19 protein-coding genes and 1 rRNA gene are annotated in these 17,283 nt (G+C 26.8%); 19 read left to right on the forward strand and 1 reads right to left on the reverse strand.

Annotation, left to right across the window (positions count from 1 at the left end; all coding sequences use genetic code 11):
• The first annotated feature begins 4 nt into the window (after window positions 1–4).
• The 4 genes from rrf (at window position 5) to BS62_RS05940 (ending at window position 2,570) form a co-directional block, all read left to right on the forward strand.
• Window positions 5–121 (forward strand): 5S ribosomal RNA (gene rrf / locus BS62_RS05925).
• A gap of 205 nt (window positions 122–326) precedes the next feature.
• On the forward strand, window positions 327–533 hold the full coding sequence (locus tag BS62_RS05930; RefSeq protein WP_490142453.1) for a DUF378 domain-containing protein: 207 nt from the start codon (window positions 327–329) through the stop codon (window positions 531–533).
• Window positions 534–772: 239 nt separating this feature from the next.
• Window positions 773–967: a sigma factor G inhibitor Gin gene (locus BS62_RS05935; RefSeq protein WP_496490336.1), complete on the forward strand. Its 195-nt coding sequence runs from the start codon at window positions 773–775 to the stop codon at window positions 965–967.
• Window positions 968–1,226: 259 nt separating this feature from the next.
• Entirely contained in the window at window positions 1,227–2,570 is a 1,344-nt protein-coding gene (locus BS62_RS05940) for a putative bifunctional diguanylate cyclase/phosphodiesterase (protein WP_496490489.1), read from the forward strand.
• A gap of 26 nt (window positions 2,571–2,596) precedes the next feature.
• Here BS62_RS05940 and BS62_RS05945 read toward each other — a convergent pair whose 3' ends face one another.
• Window positions 2,597–3,289: a response regulator transcription factor gene (locus tag BS62_RS05945; RefSeq protein WP_496490337.1), complete on the reverse strand. Its 693-nt coding sequence runs from the start codon at window positions 3,287–3,289 to the stop codon at window positions 2,597–2,599.
• Window positions 3,290–3,499: 210 nt separating this feature from the next.
• Between BS62_RS05945 and BS62_RS05950 the strand changes: the two genes are divergently transcribed.
• The 15 genes from BS62_RS05950 (at window position 3,500) to BS62_RS06020 (ending at window position 17,079) form a co-directional block, all read left to right on the forward strand.
• Window positions 3,500–4,171 (forward strand): lytic transglycosylase domain-containing protein, encoded by a 672-nt coding sequence (locus BS62_RS05950; RefSeq protein WP_496490338.1) that lies wholly within the window; start codon window positions 3,500–3,502, stop codon window positions 4,169–4,171.
• Window positions 4,172–4,177: 6 nt separating this feature from the next.
• A complete protein-coding gene (locus BS62_RS05955) occupies window positions 4,178–4,600 on the forward strand; it encodes a YaaR family protein (RefSeq protein ID WP_496490339.1) in 423 nt (140 codons plus the stop codon).
• 15 nt (window positions 4,601–4,615) lie between these two features.
• Window positions 4,616–4,918 carry a FliM/FliN family flagellar motor switch protein gene (locus tag BS62_RS05960; RefSeq protein WP_496490340.1) on the forward strand — a complete coding sequence of 101 codons (303 nt, stop codon included), beginning with the start codon at window positions 4,616–4,618 and terminating at the stop codon, window positions 4,916–4,918.
• Between the two features lie 114 nt (window positions 4,919–5,032).
• Complete coding sequence (gene flgM, locus BS62_RS05965) at window positions 5,033–5,299, forward strand: flagellar biosynthesis anti-sigma factor FlgM (protein WP_496490341.1); 267 nt, start codon at window positions 5,033–5,035, stop codon at window positions 5,297–5,299.
• Window positions 5,300–5,305: 6 nt separating this feature from the next.
• On the forward strand, window positions 5,306–5,722 hold the full coding sequence (locus BS62_RS05970) for a flagellar protein FlgN (protein ID WP_496490342.1): 417 nt from the start codon (window positions 5,306–5,308) through the stop codon (window positions 5,720–5,722).
• 12 nt (window positions 5,723–5,734) lie between these two features.
• Window positions 5,735–7,081: a flagellar hook-associated protein FlgK gene (gene flgK, locus BS62_RS05975; RefSeq protein ID WP_496490343.1), complete on the forward strand. Its 1,347-nt coding sequence runs from the start codon at window positions 5,735–5,737 to the stop codon at window positions 7,079–7,081.
• Between the two features lie 109 nt (window positions 7,082–7,190).
• Window positions 7,191–8,105: a flagellar hook-associated protein FlgL gene (flgL, locus tag BS62_RS05980; RefSeq protein WP_496490344.1), complete on the forward strand. Its 915-nt coding sequence runs from the start codon at window positions 7,191–7,193 to the stop codon at window positions 8,103–8,105.
• Between the two features lie 9 nt (window positions 8,106–8,114).
• Complete coding sequence (fliW, locus tag BS62_RS05985; RefSeq protein WP_496490345.1) at window positions 8,115–8,498, forward strand: flagellar assembly protein FliW; 384 nt, start codon at window positions 8,115–8,117, stop codon at window positions 8,496–8,498.
• Window positions 8,498–8,713 carry a carbon storage regulator CsrA gene (csrA, locus tag BS62_RS05990; protein ID WP_496490346.1) on the forward strand — a complete coding sequence of 72 codons (216 nt, stop codon included), beginning with the start codon at window positions 8,498–8,500 and terminating at the stop codon, window positions 8,711–8,713. Before fliW ends, csrA begins: the two co-directional genes overlap by 1 nt.
• A 22-nt stretch (window positions 8,714–8,735) precedes the next feature.
• On the forward strand, window positions 8,736–9,119 hold the full coding sequence (gene fliS / locus BS62_RS05995) for a flagellar export chaperone FliS (RefSeq protein ID WP_496490347.1): 384 nt from the start codon (window positions 8,736–8,738) through the stop codon (window positions 9,117–9,119).
• A gap of 11 nt (window positions 9,120–9,130) precedes the next feature.
• Window positions 9,131–10,612: a flagellar filament capping protein FliD gene (fliD, locus tag BS62_RS06000; RefSeq protein WP_496490348.1), complete on the forward strand. Its 1,482-nt coding sequence runs from the start codon at window positions 9,131–9,133 to the stop codon at window positions 10,610–10,612.
• 9 nt (window positions 10,613–10,621) lie between these two features.
• Window positions 10,622–10,942: a flagellar protein FliT gene (gene fliT / locus BS62_RS06005; RefSeq protein WP_496490349.1), complete on the forward strand. Its 321-nt coding sequence runs from the start codon at window positions 10,622–10,624 to the stop codon at window positions 10,940–10,942.
• 101 nt (window positions 10,943–11,043) lie between these two features.
• The gene (locus BS62_RS06010; protein WP_496490350.1) at window positions 11,044–11,850 is read left to right on the forward strand and encodes a flagellin N-terminal helical domain-containing protein; all 807 of its coding nucleotides are present in this window, start codon (window positions 11,044–11,046) and stop codon (window positions 11,848–11,850) included.
• Between the two features lie 85 nt (window positions 11,851–11,935).
• The gene (locus BS62_RS06015; protein WP_496490351.1) at window positions 11,936–14,173 is read left to right on the forward strand and encodes a glycosyltransferase; all 2,238 of its coding nucleotides are present in this window, start codon (window positions 11,936–11,938) and stop codon (window positions 14,171–14,173) included.
• A gap of 11 nt (window positions 14,174–14,184) precedes the next feature.
• A complete protein-coding gene (locus BS62_RS06020; protein WP_496490352.1) occupies window positions 14,185–17,079 on the forward strand; it encodes a methyltransferase domain-containing protein in 2,895 nt (964 codons plus the stop codon).
• Window positions 17,080–17,283: the final 204 nt, after the last annotated feature.

Genomic DNA, 17,283 nt, shown 5'->3' on the forward strand with positions numbered 1-17,283 from the left:
ATTATGTGGTTACTATAGCAAAGAGGATACACCTGTTCCCATTCCGAACACAGAAGTTAAGCTCTTTAGCGCCGATGGTACTTGGTGGGAAGCTGCCTGGGAGAGTAGGACGTAGCCGCGTAATCTTTTTTTATATAAGCAATTTTATTTTAAAAATTATAGTTATAAAATAAAAAAATCTAAAGATAATAACACAAAGACTTAAAATTAAGTCTTTTTTTATTTCCAAAAAATTACTTATATGGAAAAATCACTACAATATGTTTTAACTTCATTTACACATAATAAGAGTACACCAAAATTTTTTAATTAAGGAGTGAACTCATATGAGAAAGCTTGGTTTATTATTAGTAGTCATAGGTGCCTTAAACTGGGGTTGGATAGGTTTCTTTGGATTTGACTTAATAGGTTCTTTATTTGGAGGAACTTATGCATGGTTAAGTAGATTAATATATGCCGTAGTTGGTTTAGCAGGTATATATTCAGCATTTACATTAGCTAAAATAGGCGATGATGAAGTTGTTGAAAAATAACAAATAAATATTATAAGGCCACTGGATTATCCAGTGGTTTTTAAATTATAAGGATATAATAATTTATCCGCTCTATGATACGTTATTATATCCAACTGCTAAACTTGAGCAAGGTACCTGTTTCGGGAGATTGTTGGCGACATGAGCAAATCGAATTTTATATTTTTACTTATAATTGTATAGATATTAATAAGATGGACATAATCAAAGTAGAATTAATTTTGAAGGGGGGTAAAAAAATGCATGTAAATATGGGCGATAGCAGATTATGTTCTATGTGTAATGAAACTAGAGATGGTGGTTTAAACATATTAGGAAGTTACATATGTAAACGATGTGAAGAAGAAATGATAAAAGATGATTTAAGTGAAGCTAGAATAGGTTATTATAGGGATAGAATGAAAATGATGTGGAGAAACTACAAACCAAATTAATAAATATAGATAGTCATGTAGATAGTTTAACTATTTACATGGCTTTTTTATATTTGAGGAAATAATAAATTATATATAATATACTTATATAAAATATAATTATCTAGTTTTATAGACAAATAGACAATATTTAACAAAAAATACCATTAAATATTAAAATAATACAGGAGTTTACTGAACCTTTACAATTAACGCAATTATATTTACAAAACTATTATACAATTAATATATAATACTTAAGGGGATATAGGTGATTTACATGTATAGTAGTACATCAAATTTAGCAAAAAATTTTATGATTGAAGCCGAAGAAGAAATTATGTTAAATAGTAATAAGCTAGCAATAATTTCTAATTTAAATAGTTTTGAAGAAAAGTTAAATAAGCAATCTAAGAAATCCATAAAAAACTCTAAAGGAGTGGCTCTTTTATTTATTGATTCAGATAGGTCTAGCTATATAGATGAGATCTTAAATTTTAATTATGGAGATGAGTTCTTAGAAATAATTTCAAAAAAAATAGAATCACTTATGGATAATAAGGGTATATTGCATAGACTCAGTGAAAGTAAATATTTATTATACATATATGATATAGACAATATAGATTGTTTTAAAAATAATATGGGGGAAAAGCTTAAAAATTTAAGTCAACTGAAAGAATTTAAACATATCGATATCTACAATAGTTTTAATATAGGAATAAGTACTTATCCAGGTTACGGATATAAAGCAAAGGAATTGATTAATAATGCCAAAATCGCAATGTATAAAGCAAAAGAACTAGGTAAAAATAAACACTCTTTTTATAAAGATAACATATATAAAGAGATGGTCGAAAAAAATGAAATGCAAATGAATTTAAGAAATGCATTAAAATATAATGAATTTCTTATACATTATCAACCACAAATAGACATGACAACAAACAAGATTTATGGAGTAGAAGCTCTTCTAAGATGGAATTCTCCTAAATATGGATATATGCCACCAGATAAATTTATTTCAATTGCAGAAGAAGATGGAAGTATTATTGAAATAGGAGAATGGATATTAAGAGAAGTATTTATGCAATCTAAAAAGTGGGAGAAGGCTAGTCTTAATATTAAGACTTCTATAAATATATCAGCTATTCAATTACAAGATAAAGATTTCTTATATAACGTAAAAAGAATAATTAATGAAACTAATGTTGACCCATCTTTATTCAACTTTGAAATTACAGAAAGCATATTAATTGAATCTACAAAAGAAGCTCAAACTGTATTAACGGAAATAAAAAATATGGGAATTAGAATATCCTTAGATGACTTTGGAACTGGATATTCATCATTAATTTATTTGAATAAGTTTCCAATAGATAATGTTAAAATTGACAGATACTTTATAAAAGATTTATTTAGATATCCAAAAAAAATAGCTATTATAGAAGGTATTATACATATAGCACAAAGTATAGGGATTGATGTTATAGCAGAAGGGATAGAAAACAAAAAAGAACTAGAACTGCTTAAAGAAAAAAATTGCAAAATAGGACAAGGGTATCTATATAGTAAGCCACTTCCAATAAATGAAATAGAAACATTTTATAAAAAATTTACTTAAAATAGGCTATGGTTTTGAATTATAGCCTATTTTCTAAATCTATAACCGACACCTCTAATAGTTTCAATATATAAGTTGTTTTGTTTAGTATCACATATTTTTTTTCGAAGAGAAGCAATATGCATGTCTACAGCTCTAGTTACTGTTATATACTCATACCCCCATATAGTATTAATTATTTCATCTCTAGAAAATACTTTACCTGGAGTGCTAGATAAAAGTATGAGAATTTCAAATTCTTTAAAAGTAAGGTCAATATTTTTATTAAATAAACTTACCTTTCTAGTATCTATATCAATTTTTAAATCCCCAAAACTAAGAGTATTACTAGGGTTTTTAGAGTTTAGTTTATATCTTCTAAGAACTACATTTATTCTAGCGATAAGTTCTCTTTGATGAAATGGTTTTATTATATAATCATCAGCCCCAATTTCTAATGCCAAAACAGTATCTAATTTATCTTTATTACTAGTAATAATAATTATAGGTATATGTTGATATGTGGAATTGCTTTTCATCCTTCTAAGAAGTTCAAATCCACTGGTATCAGGAAGGTTTAAATCCAATAATATAATATCAATTTCTTGTTTTTTCAAATATTCTAACGCCTTTTTCCCATTATCTACGAAGTGAAAAAGGAAGTTGTTGTTTTCTAAAGTATGTTTAAGCAGTTTTGAATTTTTCATATCATCTTCAATAATCAAGATATTATTTTTCATAGAATGAGTCTCCTTATATTTTGTTTCCTAATTAAATATCGGCAAATGTAATGATTTACTTAATGAATTTCACTAAGATTAAAAATGTAAATTTTTTCAATTTAATTTTATTTTAGTGAAAATGTTTATTTAGTTTAAAATTTACTTAAAGATATTTAATAAATATGCGATAATGTATATAGAATAAAATTTAAAGGGAGAAGTTGAAATATGGCAGTAGAAAATATACAAAATATAATGAAATTAGCTTTAATATCTAATATGATGAAAAATAAATCAGATGATTCAGGTGTTTTTGATATTATTATGTATAGTTTGTTAGATTCTATTTCTAATAATGAAAGCCACACTGATACTTCTGTAACAAATTTTAAAAATTTAGAAACTGTTTTAAATAATAATCCTATAGCAAATTTAAGTAGCAATAGACTAGATAATATAGATGTATCAAATAAAGTATCTATAACATCAGAAAATAAAAATACAGATGTAAGAATAGATATGGCAGTAAAAAATTCTGCCAAAAAATATGGGATAGATGAAAACTTAATAAAATCTATAATAAAAAAAGAATCGAGCTTTAATCCTGATGCTGTATCATCTGCTGGTGCCAAAGGTCTTATGCAAATTATGCCTTTTAATTTTAAATCACTAGGTATAACAGATCCATTTAACATAGAGCAAAATATAGAAGCTGGAACGAAATTATTAAAACAATACTTAGATAAATTCGATGGTAATCTAGAAATGGGATTAATGGCATATAATGCAGGTCCAGGAACTATGAAAAAAAGAGGAGTAAATTCTCCAAATGAATTGTATAAAATGCCAAAAGAAACTCAAAACTATGTTCCGAAAGTGATGAGTTATTATAGGGGTTAATAATATATGAAAATAAATAGTATGAAGATAAATACAAATATAGGTATAGAAATTACAAATAATAAATCAAAGTCTAGTTTTTCAGATGCCATGAACATGTCTAAAAGATCTAAAAGTGTAGATGAAATAAGACAATACATAGAGGAAATAAAGAAAAAGGGAAACAGACTTGTACTTACCCAAACTTATGCTGACGTAAAATCATATAAGAATTCTATAAAAGAGTATTTAAAGTCAGTTGTAGAACATATGTATTCTCTTGATAAAAATATGGGATTTTGGGAAACACAGTATTTTACAACCGTTGATATAATAAACTCAAAACTCGAAGAATTGACTACAAATATATTAAATGAACAAAAAGAAGTTATAAATGTAGCAGCTACTATAGATGAAATACAAGGACTTTTAATAGATATATATAAATAAGGAGATGGATTTACCATGGAAGAAATTTATGATGTCGTATTTGAACAACTCGAGCCTCAAGAAAAATCATATATAGACGCTACGAGTTCTATATTGAAATCAGAGTTATCCATATCTGTATCAATAGGGAAGGCAAATGAAAGTATAGAAAATATATTAAATTTAAAAGAAGGATCTGTAATAATTTTAGATAAGCTAATAGATGAACAGTTAGATATATATATGAATGACCGAAAAGTAGCTTATGGAGAAAGTGTTATTATAGATGATAAAATAGCAATAAGACTTACTAAGGTTCAAGAAACTGAGGGCAACTAGAATTGTAGTATTAAATAATGTGAGGTAAATATACCTCACTTTTTTGTTTATATAACTAAATGTTTTTAAATATTGTCCGATAATAAAAATAATATATAAGTGTAGGAGGCCTTTATGAATATTAAAAATGTGAATTCAAACTTTGTTATAAATAACTACACAAAAAGTGTTAACAATATAAAAACTCAAAAACCTATAGAAAAAGCAGATAAAGTAGAAATATCATCTATTGGCAAGCATTTATCAAGTATATCAAAAAATGCAGACAAGGATATAAATATAGATAAAGTTAATAAAATAAAGAATATGATTGAAAGTGGAACTTACAATATAGACTCAAAAGAATTGGCAAAAAAGATATTAGAAAAAACGAAAGGATAAACCTTTATGATAACTGACTTAAAAGTTGTAATTTATGAAGAAAAAAACATGTTATCCAAGATGCTAAATTTATTAGATGAGCAGTATAAATACATTTTAGATAAAGATATAAAAAACCTTAATGATATAGTAAAGGATTTAGAGAATTTAAGTAGAGAATTAGCTTCTGTTGAAATAAAAAGAAGGGCTATTGTAAGTGAAGATAAATCAATGAAATCAATTATAGAGGAAAGTAATGATGAACACTTAAAGGAAGCTTACAAAGATATAGTATCTACAATAAAAATGGTGGAACTTCAAAAAGAGGCTAACAATATTCTGATAAGACAAGAACTGTTTTTCACAAAAAAGATGATAAACTTTATAAAACCAAATAACAAAACGTCAAATACATATAATGCACACGGACAAATAAAAAAATAGTGGAGGAGAAATATGCCAGGATTATTTGGAACATTATACACCGCCAATAGTGGGATGAGAACGCAACAACAAGCAATTCAAACAACATCTCACAATATAGCTAATGTAAATACACCAGGATACTCAAGACAAAGAACAGTTACTAGTACTACTAGTCCATATACTAATCCTAGCTACACCAACAGCATAGGAGCAGGACAGGTGGGAACTGGTGTAGAGGTAACTGATATAGAGAGAATAAGAAATACATTTTATGATTTTCAATATAGAAGTGAGTCTCATGAATATGGAAAACATACAGTAAAACATGATTACTACAACAACATAGAAAATATATTCAATGAACCATCAGACACAGGGATATCATCATCTATGAACAAGTTTTTTAGTAACTGGCAAGAACTAGCCAAAGACCCTAACAACGCAAGTGCAAAAAACATAGTAGTAGAAAGTGGAAAGTCTCTAGCAGGAACAATAAGTGAAACCTACAAAAGATTGGACAACCTTGAAGGAACTATACAACAAGAAGTAGATAGAATATCAAGTGGTATTGCCGATATACTAGCTGAGTTAGAAGATTTAGACAAAAACATAAAGATAGTTGAAGGAGCAGGAAAAACTCCTAATGATTACTTAGACAAAAAAGATAAACTGTTAGATGAACTAAGTTTTAAGCTAAATATACAAGATGCCGATAATGAAGAAATGCTAAAGTATGTAGTTAGTGAAGGAAAGATAGATGGGAAAATAGATTTAGATAAACTAACTAATGCAGTTAAAACTGCAATAAATAATGCTATGGACGATGAAACTATAAATCTCTCAGGAGAATTACAAGGATATAAAGAAATGAAGCAAGATATAAACACTATAAAAGAAGAATTAAAAAGTTTTACACAAACAATGACTGAAAAGATAAATAGTATTTATGATGATAATAATAGTGATTTTTTTGTATTTGACTCAAATGCAAAACCATTAATAAAAGTAATTGATACATTAGAATCGGATGCTACTAAACTAAGTATAACATCTAATAAGGCAAATCAAATAGCTAATTCAAAAGATGAAAAAATAGACCTAGATGGAGATGGAACTGTAGATAAATCTATAAGAAGTATGTACAATAATATATTAGAAAATGTAGGGCTAAAATCCAGAGAGGCTATAAGAAATGAAGATAATCAAAGAAACTTAATTAATAATATAGATGCATCTAGAACCAGTATAACAGGGGTATCTCTAGATGAAGAAATGGTAAATCTTATACAACTACAACATTCTTATGGTGCAAATGCAAAGGTACTATCTACAGTAGATTCTTTACTAGATATAGTAATTAATGGATTAATAAGATAAAATTCGCTATGCTCATGTCGCTAACGACCTTGAAAAGTAGGTCCGTTGCTCAAGCTTAGCAGTTGGAAATTGAAATTTCCTTAGAATTAAAAAATAATGGGGTGTATTAATGAGAGTAACTAATTCTATGATGGCAAATAGTCATCTTAATAACTTACAAAGTAATTTACAAAGATTAGATAAAATAAATCTTCAAATGGATACAAGTAAGCAGATAAATAGATTGTCAGATGATCCATTTAAAGCTATAAAAATAATAAACCTTCAAAGTGAAATAGAAGGAATGGATAAATACAACTATAACTGTGATGAAATCAAAGGTTTTTTAGAATCTACAGATAGTGCATTAGATGAATTAGGAAGTATATCTAATGACCTAAAAGAAGCCTTGTTACAAGCATCTACCGGAACTAACGGACCAAATGAAGTTAAATCCATAGAACAAAAAGTAAATGAACTTATAAAGCAAGCTGGACAGGTTCTAAATCTTTCTTATGGAGGAAAACATGTATTTGGAGGAACTGTTACAGACGAAAAGCCTTTTGAAACAATAGAAAACGCTGATGGTACAGTTACTATACAAGTAAATTCAAAGCACAGCAATCCATCAAAATTAGATGAAGAAATGGAAGTTGAATTATCTCCAGGTATAAGTATTAACTACAATGTGAATTTTAAAGATTTTAATGGGCAAGTAAATATAAATTCATTAAATGATATATCAAAAGCCTTTGCTGAAGGTGACCAAGAAAAACTAGGAAAGTTAATAGAAAACGTAGATTCTTTCATATCAGATATATTAAATGCTAGAGCAGTTGTAGGAGCTAAAACAAATACTGTTGATGTAATGAGAGGAAAGAATGAAGAAAATATAGTGACTATGAAGGGCGAACTATCTCAAAAACAAGATGTTGATGTAATGCAAAAATATATAGAACTTAATCAAGCTCAAATGGTTTACTCAGCATCACTTCAAGCAGGCGCAAAAATAATACAACCAACAATATTAGATTACTTAAGGTAGGTAATGTCTATGAAGATTACTTTTGAAAAGGGAATACTTGGATTTGAAGATATAAAAGAATATGAATTAAAAGATTTAGAATCTAATCCAATATTTAAGGAACTAAACTCAACAGTGGAAAAAGGAATAGGATTTGTAGTAATATCTCCTTTTGATATAGATGATAAATATGAAATAAGCTTAAGTGATAATGTTATAAAAGAATTAAATATAAATTCGCCAAAAGATGTAATGATTCTAAACATACTAACACTAGGATCTACACTTCAAAAAACTACAGTAAATATGAAGGCTCCATTAGTAATTAATGTAAACAATGGTTTAGGAAAGCAAATAATATTACAAAATGAAAAATATGAAGTAAAAACACCATTGTTAAGGAGTGAAAAATAATGCTAGTAGTAACTAGAAAAAAAGGCGAATCAATATTAATAGGTGATGATATAGAAATAAGCATAAACAAAATAGAAGATGGAAGTGTAAAAATAGCTATATCAGCGCCAAAGGATGTAACTATACTTAGAAAAGAAGTATATGAAAAAGTAAAAGAAGAAAATAAAGAAGCTATTAATAAAAATATAGATATCTTAAATTTATTTAAAAAGTAAATGTAAGATTGGGAGGAAGTAAATGTACGGAGCAAATCCATATAATACATATAAACAAAACTCAATAAACATGTCATCAAAAGAACAATTGCTACTTATGTTAGTTGATGGAGCGGTTAAACATACAAAAATAGCAAGACTAGCAATAATAGATAAAAACGTACAAAAGGCACATACAGAATTAATAAGAGTCCAAGATATATTCACTGAATTAATGATAACTATGGACAAAAATGCAGGAAGTTTTATGGAAGACTTATATAACGTATACGACTTTATAAAAAGTGAATTAGCAAGAGCAAATATGAAAAAGGATATAGCTATAATAGACAATGTATTGCCTCTTATAGAAGAAATTAGAGATATGTGGCATGAAGTAAATAATAAGATTAAGTCGGGTAAATAGGTGGTGAGCAGATGGCTGGTGTAAATCCAATTAGATTAACGGGAATGGCAACGGGATTAGATACAGAAAACATGATAAAAGAAATGCTTACAGGAGAACAAAGCAAGGTAGACAAGGCAAAGCAAAAAGAACAAACAACAAAATGGCAACAAGAAATATACAGAAATACAATCAAAGATGTTAAAGGATTATACGATAAATATTTTTCAGCGACATCTAAGGATTACATAATGAGTAGTAAGGTTTTTTCAACTGTAAAAATAAATAGCTCAAATTCAAGTATAATAACAGCAACGTCAAACGCTGGAGCAGATAATATAAATTACAAGTTTGAGGTTAATAAACTAGCAGAGCCTCCAAAAGTCAGCGTTTTACGTGCAGCTAATAATGAACCAATAACTAGAACTGCTACTTTAAGTACTCTTGGACTTGGAGCATCAAATACTTTCAAAATAAGCCTAGGAAATGATAAATACTCAAAGGATATAACTATAAATCCTGAAGATACTGTAGACTCCCTAATAAGGAAAATAAATGACAGTACATCAGGAGATGTAAAAGCATCATTTAGTGAAATGACAGGACAGCTTACAATGCAGGGAACTAAAACTGGAGAAAATAGTTCTATTCAATTTGATGCACTTGGATTTTTAGGAATAGATTCACAACCTAAAGCAGGATCTAATTCAGATGTAACGGTAATGTCAAATGACGGATCAATTATAAAAACTATAAACAATCAAAGCAATTCATTTACTATAGATAGTATTACCTACAATGTAAATGGAGTAGGAACAACATCATTAACATCAGAAATAAACACTCAAAATACAGTAGATAAAATGAAAGTTTTTGTAGACGAATATAACAAAATAATGGACAAGATATACGACACTGTAACAGAAAAGAAGAACAAAGACTTTCCACCATTAACAGAGTCACAGAAAAAAGATATGAAAGATGAAGAAATAGAAAAGTGGGAAGAAAAGTCAAAGCAGGGGTTACTTAGAAATGATAGAGAACTAAGAAAGTTTATAGAAGACATAAAGCAGGCTCTGACATCTCCTATGGAAGGAATGGGAATAAGCTTAGCTAATATAGGTATAACATCATCAAAGAATTATAACGATCAAGGCCAAATATTCTTAGACGAAGAAAAGTTCAATAAGGCGCTTAGAGATAATGGAGATAAGGTATATAGAGCCTTAACAGATAGTAATAATGGAGCCTTTGAAAAAATAAAAGGTGTAATTTACAATTACGCAGGAAGCTCAACATCTATACTTGTAAAGAAAGCTGGTATGGAGAAATCCTCAGCTACCTTAAACAACTTATATTCAGAGCAACTAAAAAAACAAGAAGAACTTATAAAAAATCTACAAAGGAAAATGGATGACAAAGAAAAACAGCTATATAAAAAATTTGCTAAATTAGAATCATCGATGAATAAGTTTAATTCACAGATGAGCTATTTTACTAGTCAACAAATGTAGGTGGTATGAATGAAAGAAAAAATAGATTTTTATAAAAAAATATCACTAGAATTGAGAGAACTATTAAAAAACAAAGAATTAGATATTATAGATGAAAAATTAGAACAAAGAGAAGCAATACTAAAAGATCTAGATGATATAAATGAATTTAGAAAACTAGCTAATGAAAATCAAGTTATCGATTTAGAAACAGAAATATATCATTTATTTAATATAAGAGTAAATGAAGCAAAGCAAGAGCTTATAGACTATAAAAAGTCAAAAGAAGCTAATAATACTTATAAAAATTTGAGTAAAGAAAAATTAAATATTTTTAACAAAAAAGTGTAAAGTTTTAAAAAAATATACCGATATATACTATAAGATACTTAGGCCAAGTACTTAAAACTAAGACAAGGATGTCAATTAATTAACTAAGGAGAGTGTAAATAATGAGAGTAAATACTAATATGAACGCTATGATAGCGCACAACCAAATGAATAAAAATACAGCTTTATCAGGAAATGCTATGGAGAAAATATCTTCAGGTCTTAGAATAACTAAAGCTGGAGATGACGCTGCAGGACTAGCAATATCTGAAAAAATGAGAGCTCAAATAAGAGGTATGGAACAAGCATCTAGAAATACTCAGGATGGAGTATCTTTAGTTCAAACTGCAGAAGGGGCTATGGAGGAAACGGGAAATATACTTCAAAGGATGAGAGAATTAGCCGTACAAGGAGCTAATGATACTAATATCGATAAAGATAGAGAAAAAATACAAGCAGAGTTAGACCAATTAACTGAAGAAATAGATAGAATAGGAACAACAACTAAGTTTAATGGAACTGACTTATTAAAGACTGGTACATTAACTCTTCAAGTTGGAGCTAATGCAGGAGAAATTATAGCTATAGATTTAGTTCAAATAGATACAAATGCACTTACAGTAAATGCTATAGATGTTTCAACTGCAGGAGCTGCAAGTACTGCTATATCAGATATAGATAACGCTATAGAAGCTCTAAATAAAAATAGAGCTACATTTGGAGCATACCAAAATAGATTAGAAACAACAGTTTCTAATTTGACTACAGCTAGTGAAAATCTAACAGCAGCAGAATCTAGAATAAGAGATGTAGATGTAGCTAAAGAAATGATAAATTTATCTAAATTAAACATATTATCTCAAGCTGCTCAAGCAATGGTTGGACAAGCGAAACAACAACCAGAAGGGGTACTACAATTATTAAGATAGTAAATTAAATTTGTATAAATAAAGAGTAAAGTATATATACTTTACTCTTTATTTATACAAATTTATAAAAGAAAGGAATAAAATTATGCTTCTCAGTATAGTAATGATGGTAAAGAATGAAGAAAAAAATCTATATAGAACATTAAAAGCTATAAAGCTTTTAATGCAAAAAATAGATTGTGAACTTATAATATTAGATACTGGTTCAGAAGACAATACAGTAAGTATATCTAAAGAGTTTACAGATAAAATATATCTAGCTGACTGGAACAAAAATTTTTCAGATATGAGAAATATGTCTATAAGTTATGCAAAAGGAAAATGGATTTTAATACTAGATGCAGATGAAGAAATTATAAAATATGATAAACTATTAGAATTTTTTAATAGTGATAATCATAAAAAGTATAATTCAGCAAGTATAGAACTATTGAATTTTCATAGAGTAGATGATGAAAAGTTTACTATAGGAAAGATACCAAGACTTTTTAGAAATACTGAGGGTTTTAGATATGAAGGAAGAATTCATGAACAGCCAAAGTATGAATTGCCTATGTATAATAGTATTTTAACATGTAAGCATTATGGTTATATATATGAGGATGAGGAATTTAGGCAATCTAAGCATAAAAGAAATTTAGAACTATTAAAAAATCAATTGCTAGAACAACCTAAAAATCCATATATTCATTTTCAACTAGCGAAACAATATCTCTGGGATAGTAAAATATATGATGCTCTAGAAAATATAGAAACTTCTTATAATATATATAAAGAAAATAATCATATTCCTATTTATATTTATGAAAGTATGGCTGATATTTATTTAAAAAGTAATAAAAATATAGAATGTGAAAAATTATGTTTAGAATATATAAAAAAGGATCAAAAAAATATAGATATTTATTATAGTTTAGCTATGACTCAAAAAAATATAGGGAAATATGAAGATTCTGTAAGGAATTTTAAAAAATATTTAAACTTGATAGATAATTATGATGGAACTACTCAAGCAAAAGATATTTTATCATCATGTAATCACTTTAATAGTAAAAATAGTGCTTATATTAATATTGTAAAGATTAGTTATACATTGTCTAAGTTTGATGAAGTTATTAAATATTTTGATAAAATTGAGGACAGTAAAAACTTAAAAGATATATATAAAGAATTAATAATATCTTTATATAGGACTAATAGATTTGATGAAATTTTAGACTATTATAATAAAACAAATAACTCTAAGTATGAAAAGAATTTATTTAAAGAGAGTATAGAACAAACTATAAATTTTATTAAAGAAGACGATAAAAATTACATATTTATGTTGTTATCTAACTTTGAGGGTAATTATGGAAAGCTTAATAAATTAAGATATGAAAAAAACATCCTTAGTAATGAATATATACATATATTAAATGAAGAAAAGTTAAATTTTTATTATGCAGATATAATACATTATTCTATAAAACAAGATATAGACTTAATGAGCATTCTTAAAAATATAGACTATACATCGATAATAGGATTTATATCATACCTAATTAAAACAAGAAAGGAAACGATAGTTTACCTTTATAAGTATTTAAATGAACTTCCAAATAGCTTTGATGTTAAAAATATAAAAGTTTATGTTGGAATATCTGAGGTTTTATTAGGGCAAAACTTTGATGAGACAAAATATAAAAAGCTATTTGACATATATATAACATATAAATATATATATTTAAAAAAGATATACAATATTGAATTTAATGACTATGAATTACTTGAAAATTTTGGGAGTTTACAAGATAGATTTGTTATTGAATTAAAACTTGCAGAAAGCACAGAAGGTGATTTAGAATATATAAAATATATGAAAAAATTATTGATTTATTATCCAAGTTATAAAAAGATAATAAAAATTTTAATAAAAGATTTTGAAAAAGGGTTAAACGAAAGCAAGGAATTAAAGATTCTAAAGAATAGCTACAAAGAAAATATCAAAGAAAAAATTAATAATAATAACTTAGATGAAGCTAAATATATGCTTGCTGAGTATAATAAAATGTTTAAAGATGATTCTGATATATTAAATATGGAAGCTATAATAGAAATGTTATCAGGAAACTTAACTAAAGCAGATATTTTATTTAAACATTCATTTATTTTAAATAAAAATAATTTTGATACTATTTTTAATATAGCATACATCAAAGCTTTATCAAAAGACAATAAAGAGGCTATAAATTGTTATAAATATATATTAAATAATTATACAGATGAAGAACTTTTAAATTTAGCTAGAGAAGAAATAAAAAAATATGGTACTAGTATTTAGAGGTGGAGATTATGAAAATGAAACGAGATAAGGACTTGCTATTAGAATATAGAAATAAGTTTAAAGAAAATATCAAAAGTACTATCGATAACAAAGATTTTAAGTTAGCCAATAAATTAATAGCTGAGTATGAAGATATAATTAATAATGATATTGATATATTTTCTATGAAGGCTGTTATAAAAATATACGAAAATGATTTAGAAAATGCAATTGAAATAATTAATAACGGGCTGAACTTTGACTATCTAAATACAGACTTGATTTATAATAAGGCATACGTACAGTACTTAAGAGAAAATATTGAAGAATCTATATTGTGTTATAAAAAAATATATAGATATACAAATGATTATGCAATAAAAAATGAGGTAAAGCTTATTCTGCAAGAACAGTTTGGTATAAAAGTGAATGAAGATATAGATGTTGAAAAAATTACATTTATAGTATTTTGTCCAGGATGGGGGGCTATACTGAAAAGATCACATCATATGGCTACAACTCTAAGTAAGTATGGTTATAATGTACATAGCATATCTACAGTGGATCATATAAATGATGGCATAAATGATATTATGGACTATAGACATAATTATAAGGGTGTAAATATACATACTATATTTAGAAATAGGAATTACAAAGAGGTAGAGAGAGAATTTGTATCGGTAACTCAAAGTATAATAGATAGTGTTGATCATAAAGTTGTATTTATAACTCAAAATCCTAATGATTATTTTATACTACAAAATATAACTGGAAACTTTGAGATAATATATGAGTGTGTAGATGATAATACTGATTTAGAGAATGCATTTTGGGCAAATAGTAGAACTATAGATTGGGAACAAGAAATAATGAACAGGGCATCTATTATAACTACAGTTAGTACATCATTATATATAAACAAAAGCCTTGTAGAAAAGAGAAAAAATGTATTCTTATTAAAAAATGCAGTTGATAAAAATATATTTGATAATAATTGTTCATGTCCAGAAGAATTTAATAATATACCGAAACCAATTATATTACATACAGGTATAATATATGATAGATTTGATGAAGAACTTTTATATAAGTTAGTTAGAAATAATAGAGATAAATCATTTGTAATGGTTGGAGATATAAGAAATAATGAGATGTTAAATGATAAAGAACCAAATCTATATATATTAGGTGCTAAGCCTCATGATGAATTGAAAAATTATATGAGGTTTAGTGATGTAGGTATAGTTCCTCTAAGAGATAACACTGATATGGCAATAAACTGTGATTCTATAAAAATATATGAATATTTAGCATCAGGGATACCGGTAGTAACCACAAAACTTCCTGATGTAAGTATATTTAATAAAGAATATATAAAAACTGCTAGTAATTACTATGAATTCGATAAATGTATAAATGATGTTTTAAGTATTAAATTAAATTATATTGATATGAATGAGTTTGTTGAAAGTAATACGTGGGATAAAAGAGTCCAATTTTTATTAGAATCATTAAGAGGAAATATAAATACAGAAGTCTATCATACTGAAACTATAAGATACATAAGAAATAAATTTCGGGACTCGATAAATAAAGATTATCATCCATCTATTGAGTCTTCTTATGCAATGACATATTTCTTAGAAGATATTAATAAGTGTTTAAAGCTAACAAAACAGGCATATAGCAATTTACAAATAAATCACACATATAGAAATTATGTACAATCTGTTTTGAAATCAGGAAATTTAAAGACAGCCGTCGATTTAATTATAAAGGATATAAATATATCAGAAGAACATAAAGCTGAGTTAATTTATTTTGATGGCAATGAAGATTTACAATTATTTATAGTTAAGTTATTACTAAGAGATTATAATTACTTAAAAAATAATCTTAACAATACATATAAAGCGGCTTTATATAATTTTGAGATTATGAATTATGATGAAAGTGGAGAACTATATATCGAGTTATGTGGAGATATAAGTAAACCCATGAATACGCCTATAGTAAACTTAAATATAAGTAAACTATTAGCAAGAACAGGTTCGTGGAAATCATCAGAGCAAAGTTATTTTAATCATTTAGACTTAGTAGATAAATATTTAAATAGAGAAAATAGATTGCAAAGACATAGATTCTTATTTGATATAGAAGTAAAAGAATGTTATCTATGTAATGGTAAAAAATACAATCTAGTAACAACAAGACCGGATGGTATTGACATAGTTAAATGCGAAAATTGTGGATTAACATTTACAAGTAAAAAACCATCTGAAAAAAACCTTATAGAAATATATAAATATGAAAATTATTATAATGGAGGGATTTGTGGTTATAGATTTGGATATGATAATTTAGATAAATCACTTATGTTTAAAAATAGGGCTAACTGGATTAACAATAGTGCATGCATAAATAAAAAAAATATTTTAGATATAGGTTGCAGCACAGGTGAATTTCTCGAAGAAATGAAAACAAATGGGTGGAATGTAAATGGAATTGAAATATCGGAATATGCTTATGACATGTGTATAAGTAAAGGTATTGCAATGTACAATAAGTCACTAATAGAATGCAAATTTAACACTGCAAATTTTGATTGTATAACTTTATGGTCTGTGCTAGAGCATTATACTAACCCTATTAGAGAACTCGAAGAAGTCTATAGAGTATTAAACAAAAATGGTAAATTATACATAGCAGTTCCTAATAACACTAGGGCAACATTAGCAGGAGAAAATTGTGCAGAATATAATCTATCTTATGAACATCTTATATACTTTGACTCAAACCCATTAATACAGATGTTAATGAAGGTAGGATTTAAAATAGAACAATGTTTCTATGGAGACTTAATACATTTATATGATATGAAACCTACAGGTACACATATATATGTTTGTGCTACTAAGTAATATGAATAATAGTTAAAGATAAAAATGTATAATTAATAAACAAAAGTGTCTGTATGAGTTTAAGGCGTTAACTAGTACTAAAGAAAGGATGATAATATAGGTTTATATAGATTGTGTAGATATGATCTTATTAAAAATAAAAATATATCGTGCTGCTATTTATTTCAAGATTTTAAAAGGCCAGGAATTTGAAGTAGAATATTC

The sequence above is a fragment of the Sporacetigenium mesophilum DSM 16796 genome (assembly GCF_059569055.1).

Coding starts and splice junctions, on each gene's coding strand:
- flgL (WP_496490344.1), top strand. CDS start 7,191: ATGAGAGTAACTAATTCTATGATGGCAAATAGTCATCTTAATAACTTA.
- BS62_RS06020 (WP_496490352.1), top strand. CDS start 14,185: ATGAAAATGAAACGAGATAAGGACTTGCTATTAGAATATAGAAATAAG.
- BS62_RS05950 (WP_496490338.1), top strand. CDS start 3,500: ATGGCAGTAGAAAATATACAAAATATAATGAAATTAGCTTTAATATCT.
- fliW (WP_496490345.1), top strand. CDS start 8,115: ATGAAGATTACTTTTGAAAAGGGAATACTTGGATTTGAAGATATAAAA.
- BS62_RS05935 (WP_496490336.1), top strand. CDS start 773: ATGCATGTAAATATGGGCGATAGCAGATTATGTTCTATGTGTAATGAA.
- flgM (WP_496490341.1), top strand. CDS start 5,033: ATGAATATTAAAAATGTGAATTCAAACTTTGTTATAAATAACTACACA.
- fliT (WP_496490349.1), top strand. CDS start 10,622: ATGAAAGAAAAAATAGATTTTTATAAAAAAATATCACTAGAATTGAGA.
- BS62_RS05945 (WP_496490337.1), bottom strand. CDS start 3,289: ATGAAAAATAATATCTTGATTATTGAAGATGATATGAAAAATTCAAAA.
- fliD (WP_496490348.1), top strand. CDS start 9,131: ATGGCTGGTGTAAATCCAATTAGATTAACGGGAATGGCAACGGGATTA.
- flgK (WP_496490343.1), top strand. CDS start 5,735: ATGCCAGGATTATTTGGAACATTATACACCGCCAATAGTGGGATGAGA.
- BS62_RS05955 (WP_496490339.1), top strand. CDS start 4,178: ATGAAAATAAATAGTATGAAGATAAATACAAATATAGGTATAGAAATT.
- BS62_RS05940 (WP_496490489.1), top strand. CDS start 1,227: ATGTATAGTAGTACATCAAATTTAGCAAAAAATTTTATGATTGAAGCC.
- fliS (WP_496490347.1), top strand. CDS start 8,736: ATGTACGGAGCAAATCCATATAATACATATAAACAAAACTCAATAAAC.
- BS62_RS06010 (WP_496490350.1), top strand. CDS start 11,044: ATGAGAGTAAATACTAATATGAACGCTATGATAGCGCACAACCAAATG.
- BS62_RS05960 (WP_496490340.1), top strand. CDS start 4,616: ATGGAAGAAATTTATGATGTCGTATTTGAACAACTCGAGCCTCAAGAA.
- BS62_RS05970 (WP_496490342.1), top strand. CDS start 5,306: ATGATAACTGACTTAAAAGTTGTAATTTATGAAGAAAAAAACATGTTA.
- BS62_RS05930 (WP_490142453.1), top strand. CDS start 327: ATGAGAAAGCTTGGTTTATTATTAGTAGTCATAGGTGCCTTAAACTGG.
- csrA (WP_496490346.1), top strand. CDS start 8,498: ATGCTAGTAGTAACTAGAAAAAAAGGCGAATCAATATTAATAGGTGAT.
- BS62_RS06015 (WP_496490351.1), top strand. CDS start 11,936: ATGCTTCTCAGTATAGTAATGATGGTAAAGAATGAAGAAAAAAATCTA.